The sequence below is a fragment of the Thioalkalivibrio thiocyanoxidans ARh2 genome, assembly GCF_000385215.1.
GTDB lineage: Bacteria > Pseudomonadota > Gammaproteobacteria > Ectothiorhodospirales > Ectothiorhodospiraceae > Thioalkalivibrio > Thioalkalivibrio thiocyanoxidans.
The window spans coordinates 47,237-53,236 of the sequence record NZ_ARQK01000042.1 but is presented as its reverse complement, the minus strand read 5'-3'; the positions used below and the strand labels follow the sequence as shown (position 1 = coordinate 53,236).

Here is a 6,000-nt window from a genome sequence, read left to right as displayed (position 1 = left end):
CCGCTCAATGCCCGACAGATCAAGGTTCTCAATCGCCTGCTGGACGGATTCGAAGGTGGGATGACCTCTTCACGTTGGGCCCGGATGGCCAAGTGCTCGCAGGATACGGCGCAGCGCGACATTGCGGACTTGGTGGCTCGAGGCGCATTAAAGAAGAACCCGGGCGGTGGACGCAGCACGAGTTACGCCTTGCCGGACACGCTCGGATGACCCGTCTCGTCGCACCAGGTCGACAAGGAATGCGGTAGGGGGCAAGCCCCGTGCATGCGCCGTGCGCTCAGGCATCCGCAGGAACCCGGCTGTTACCTTTATTCAGGGCACCTGAACCACGTGCGCCACAACCTCGCGGGCTACGAACTGAGGAGTCATGGGGTCAGACCTTGCCTTTTGCCTCTCCCTTGATGCGGGGGCCAAAGGCAAGGTCTGACCCGAAGTCCGCGAGGTCTCCTGGACACCCATGCCTTGAGCCAAAAGGCAAGGCCTGACCGCAAACACGCTCGCCGGGTCCCTGCGGGAGACCATCTCAATCTTGAGCGAATGGCGCGTGTGCGCGCCCGAGGCGCCCAAAGACCCCATTTCGCCGGCAAAAAATCCTCGTTTAAGGCTCAGAAACCGGCCTTGAGAGGCTGGAAGTCGCCTTCCTACAGTGGGTTACCTTGGTCCGACCCCGTCTTTCTTGGCCCAGGAGCGGACGTCAGAGATCCCGGCTCTTCACTTCGCTCCGGCCGGGATGACGGTGTGGCGCCTGGAAGAAGATGGGTGTCCTCTTTCTCTGTCCGACGCGGCGTTCGCGCCGGGAGGAGGGGAAGGCCCGACCCTGGTAGCGCCTGCGCCTTCCGTTGAGCCTGCAGAACGGAACTCAGGGCGCCAACCTTGCTTCGGCATCCCCCCACAGGAAACCGTCTTCCCGAAACAGTGCCAGACAGGCATCCACGATATCGGGACCGAACTGAATCCCGCGTCCCTTCTCGATGACTTCCAGGGCTGCCTCGATGCCGAAGGCCGGTCGGTAGGGGCGGTGTGAACACACGGCCTCCACCACATCCGCCACGGCAAGGATCTGGCCCTCGAGAAGGATCTCGTCACCGCTCAGGCCGTCGGGGTAGCCGGAGCCATCCAATCGCTCGTGGTGTTGAAGGACGGCGTCCGCCACCGGCCACGGGAAGGCGATATCCCGGATGATGTCGTAGCCGGCCCGGGCATGGTCCTTGATGAGCTCGAACTCCTTGGGTGACAGCGTACCCGGGCGGCTCAGAATCTCGGCCGGGATGCTGATCTTGCCCAGGTCGTGGATCAGGCCGGCCAGGTAGAGGCCCTTGACCCGGTCCTCGGGCAATCCGAGCTTGCGGCCGATCGCCTGGCTCAGTTCGGCCACGCGCTTCTGGTGGCCGGCCGTGTAGGGGTCGCGCTTGTCCACGAGACGCGCGATCGCTTCGACCGTATCGACCAGGGCCTCCTGCAGAGCTGTCTGGCTCTCGTCGCGCTCCTTTTGTGTACGCAGGGCCTCGAGGCCGCGAGCGAGGTCCTTTGCCAGTCCTGCCAGCAGAGACTGCTCTTCATCGTCAAAGGCCTCGGGCTCGGTGGCATACACGTTGAGGGCCCCAATGGCCTCGCCATCGATCTGGAGAGGCAGGGCGATGGAAGACGCGAATCCGCGTTCCCTGGCCGGCTCCCGCCAGGGGGTAAAGCTGGGGTCGGTGGCGATGTTGCGGGTCATTTGGGGCTTGCCCTCCCGGATGGCCCGGCCGGTGGGGCCCTGACCCGTTTGCTCGCGACTACCCCAGGTCACCACGATGGTTTCCAGATAATCCGTGCGCGTGCCTGCCGATCCCACTACTTCCACCGGGTGGCCGGCCTCTTTCCGAGCCATTCCTACCCAGACCAGGGGGTACTCCCGGGCATCGGCCAGGGCCTGGCAGACATCCTGGAATAACTGGCCCTCTTCTGTGGCAGTCACTAGCGCGGAATGAGCCTGGATCAGGGCTCGCAGGTACTCGGTCGTTCGCGTAAGCCGGCGTTCGCGGGTCTTGCGTAGGGTAATATCCCGCAGGATCCCGAGGGCGTGCCAGCCGCCCTCGAACTGAACCGCCGAAACCGACAGTTCCACCAGGAAGACTGTTCCGTCCTTGTGCCGGGCCTCCAGTTCCAGGGTCTCCCCGACCACGGGTCCGTCCCCGGTTTCCGCAAAGCGGCCCAGGCCTGCCTCGTATTTCCCCTGGTAGTGCGGTGCGACAATGAGCGGATGCAGGGGCCTGCCCAGCACCTCCTCGGAGGAATATCCAAAAACCTGCACAGCTGCCCGGTTCCAGTACGCCACCTTGCCTTCCGGATCCATGACCATGACGGCGTCGCGGGCGGTCTCCGCCAGGGTGGTAAAGAACGCCTCCTGCTCCTGCCGTTGTTGTCGATGCCGCACCTCGTCGGTGATATCGCGGAAGAGGTTGAAACCGAAGCGCTGGTCGCCTTCAGGATCCCGCACGGCGTAGGCAAAGAGCTGGTAGGACTCCCCCGAGCCCAGGTGGAGTTCCCGGCTGCGGTAATCCGCCCCGTCGGCGATCGCCTGGCACTCCGGCAGGGGACCCGCCTGCTGCGGAAAGAAGTGCCAGTACGGTGCGCCGATCAACGCGTCATAAGAAGCGCCCGCCTTTTCGGCATAGGCCTGATTGACGCGCAGGATCCGCCCGTCGCTGTCGTGCAGCAGGATGGGATCCGGAATGGCGTCCAGCGCCTGGAGCCACTGCTGGTGGGCCTGTTCGATCCTGGGGCATTCGAAAAGCAGCCGAGTGAAATCCACGGTCCTTTCGAAATACGTGTTCGGCATGCTCGCGATCCTTGCCACAAATCCGGCTCTTCTTGAGCCGGCATCGTCAAGAAAAAGCCATCCTAGCAGTCTGTCGCGCCTGGAGCTGATCTGCTGTAACGACCAGCGTGCAACAACAAGAGGGCCAGACCTTGCCTTTTGGCCCTGGCCAGCAAGGCAGGCAAGAAGCAACGTCCAACCCCTGCGCCCAGCCCCACACCGCAAGGCCCGACCCCGCCGCCACGCATCGTCATGCCGGAAACCGCGCTGCGGATATCCGGGATCTCGGGCGCCCGGGCAGGAGGGGACGCCAGAGATCCCGGCACTGCGCTTCGCTCTGGCCGGAATGACCGTGTGGTCCCAGGAAGAAGATGGGTGTCCTCTTTCTCGCCACTGGGAGGGGAATCGCCCCTTCAGATTCACAAAAAGCAATAAAGACAAACAGGTACGGAGGTCCGCCCCGGCCTGGTTACCGTGGTCCGAAACCATGCCTCCTAGGATTGACGTTCCAGCCGGGTGATCATCCGACGGAATCGTTGTTCGCTCACGACGCGCACCCCCAGGTCGCGCGCTTTTCGCGACTTGGTCGATCCGGTCTCACCAAATGGGACGACCAGATAATCTGTTTTCCTCGAAACGGATCCTGTGACACGTAAGCCGGCTGCTTGGGCGCGTGCCTTCCAGGCTGACCGTGGCATAGACATATCCCCGGTAAAGACGACGGCGTTGCTTTCCTGGAGCATGCAATCTTCGTTCGTCAGGTCGAGCTCGAGGGGGTGATCGCGAGCGTACTCGATGTCCTCAAGGTTGAGGTTGAGGAGTTCGCCCACGAGCTCGAGGTCGAACTTCTCATGGTTCGATAAAACACCGTCAGCCCACATGCTGCCCGCTAGGCCGCGAATGAAAGTCATGTGCACATTGCGGACCTGCTCGTCGCTGAGATTGAGGTCGGTTCGGAGATCAGCTAAGGCCTGCCTCTGCTCGGGAGAGATTTCGCGGTCTTCAAGAACCCGTTCGACAGCGGACAAATACTGCGATTCGACAGCGTCAGCATCTACGGAGAAGGTTTCGATCGCGGAAAGTGCGTCCTCGCTCTCTGTGGACTGTGTTTCTCTACCCATACTTTCTGGCGGGATGGGTTTAGCCATGGCACGTCCGCGAACGGGCGGAATGCGTCGTGTCACTGCAGTTTCGGTAACAACAGGCACGTTCGGCCAAGGTTCAAGACCGCGCGTGCAGTTCGTGATTTCACGCCGCATCGTCTCGCTGGAGAAGTCCACCAGTCGCTGGGCAAGTCGGGCTGTGGCGCGAGCGTCGGCGAGGGCGTGGTGCATGCCGTCGAGGTCGATGTCCAGCGCGTCACAGCAATCCTTGAGTCCATAGGGGCGAAATCCAAGCTGCCGAGCGAGGGTTGAGGTGCAGATCTGTGGCACCTCGGGGACATCTTGCTGGAGTCGCTTAAACTCGGCGGCAAGCATTCCGAGGTCAAAGCGGACGTTGTGGCCGACGAGTGCCCGTCCGGATAGCATTCGTGAGAGGTGGCCGGCCAAATCGGCAAACGTCGGGGCCTCGGCAACGTCTCGGGGGTAGATTTGATGAACCTGGACTGCCAGCCCGTTTCCGGTGCCCGCCTGTTCTGGGTTGATCAACGAGCACCATTCCCACTCGATGGCGCCCGTGTCATCCAGTCCGATCGCCGCAAACTCGATAATTCGGTCATGACGCGGACTAAGGCCGGTAGTCTCCGTGTCTATTACGACATACATGATGGCGCTCCGTTGCTGGTGACCTTGCGGGGCTGGCTTAACGTCTCCCCTCGGACACAATAAGACCCGGTGGTGGCCCAGTATTCAAGGCATTCGGATTGGGAGCACTGTGTGCCCCATGCCTAATCGTGCCAGAGGGTCCGCATGCCAGAGGCCAGAGGGCCAGACCTTGCTGCCTGCCTCCATAGCTGACCAAGGGCAAATAGCGAGGTCTGCCCCGGAGCTCCTGACAAGCCGCAGCGCCTGACTCCGACGCCACGCATGGTCATCCCGGACTCCACGCAGCGGTTATCCGCGATCTCGGCCGTTGGAGCAGGAGCGGACTTCAGAGATCCCGGCTCTCCACTTCGCTTCGGCCGGGATGACGGCGTGGCGCCTGAAAGAAGGTGGGTGTCCTCTTTCTCGCTCTCAGTTAGGCTCGAAGCGGATTCGGACCCCATCGCGAACGGCATCCGCATCCGGCGGGCGCGGTAACGAGGACAAGCGGTCCATGGTTTCCCACACCGATTCGCAGAAGACTGAGCCGCCCGAACAGCTCTCGATATCGAAATTGGTGATGTGCCCGGACTCATTCGTACGTACGAGCACAATCGAACGGCTCGACGGGTCTAGCCCCGAAGGCTGTCGCCAGCGACGTAGAACAACGGCTTGTACTTGGGCAGCCCATTCGTTCATTTGCCGGTCTTGTTGCGCTTGGCGCTCGGCGGTATCGCGACGGGCTTGCGCCTTTTCCAAGCGTTCACGCTCGCGTGCCAGCGCCTCGCTCCGACGTTGCGTGTCCAGTCTGCGCTCCGGCCGAAGTTGTTCCCCTGCCTTGCGTTCCGCTTGTTCATGAGCGGGGGGCCGGTAATGTGGGTGAGGAGCCTCCCGCTCCAGTTCTGCATATAGCTCTAGCGCCGAGCGGTAGAATGGGTGCTGCGGTCCTGCTTCAGCAATTAACTCGCCCAAGGGGACGAAGGCCGAACCGGGATCGCCGGAATGTCGAGCCTTGGCAACGATTTCCTGCGCCCTCAGCTTGATTCCAGGCTCCCCATCCGCTCGGCGGTACAGTTCCAGGACGTGCATCACCTCTGCGTAATCACCGGCGTCCATGGCCTGGTCGGCTCGGAGCTCCAAGAGGTCAAGCCATGCCCCCTGCGGTAGCGCAGCCATAGCCGGTGCGCCAGCGGTTATCAGCAGCATAGTGAGAACGAAAAAGATCGACGACAAACGCTCGACACCCATGGAAATCACCTTTCCTCTCCGCAGGCCTTCACCTGGCAGGTCCTTCAGTCTATGTGCAGCCAGCCTATGCGTGCACTCTAGCCCCTGCAACGCACTGATCTGTGGGGGCAGGGGGGGCAGATCTGGACCCTTGCTCTGCGAGGACGCAAAGCCTGCAGGCTTCCGGGCCTCAAGCAGCCATCGACGCCAGTTGGCACGGTCGCGCTAGAA

Annotated in this window: 3 protein-coding genes and 1 pseudogene; 1 reads left to right on the top strand and 3 read right to left on the bottom strand. The window is 62.3% G+C overall.

The features are described 5' to 3' along the window. Positions 1-210: pseudogene (locus G372_RS13820) on the top strand (DUF4172 domain-containing protein); the annotation flags it as partial. Positions 211-859: 649 nt separating this feature from the next. Here G372_RS13820 and G372_RS0104605 read toward each other — a convergent pair. The 3 genes from G372_RS0104605 to G372_RS13815 form a co-directional block, all read right to left on the bottom strand. Further along, positions 860-2,821 carry an HD domain-containing phosphohydrolase gene (locus G372_RS0104605; RefSeq protein ID WP_019624296.1) on the bottom strand — a complete coding sequence of 654 codons (1,962 nt, stop codon included), beginning with the start codon at positions 2,819-2,821 and terminating at the stop codon, positions 860-862. 473 nt (positions 2,822-3,294) lie between these two features. Then, a complete protein-coding gene (locus tag G372_RS0104600) occupies positions 3,295-4,566 on the bottom strand; it encodes a 3'-5' exonuclease (RefSeq protein WP_019624295.1) in 1,272 nt (423 codons plus the stop codon). Between the two features lie 408 nt (positions 4,567-4,974). Then, complete coding sequence (locus G372_RS13815) at positions 4,975-5,790, bottom strand: TonB C-terminal domain-containing protein (RefSeq protein WP_081621276.1); 816 nt, start codon at positions 5,788-5,790, stop codon at positions 4,975-4,977. Positions 5,791-6,000: the final 210 nt, after the last annotated feature.

Coding starts and splice junctions, on each gene's coding strand:
- G372_RS0104605 (WP_019624296.1), bottom strand. CDS start 2,821: ATGCCGAACACGTATTTCGAAAGGACCGTGGATTTCACTCGGCTGCTT.
- G372_RS0104600 (WP_019624295.1), bottom strand. CDS start 4,566: ATGTATGTCGTAATAGACACGGAGACTACCGGCCTTAGTCCGCGTCAT.
- G372_RS13815 (WP_081621276.1), bottom strand. CDS start 5,790: ATGGGTGTCGAGCGTTTGTCGTCGATCTTTTTCGTTCTCACTATGCTG.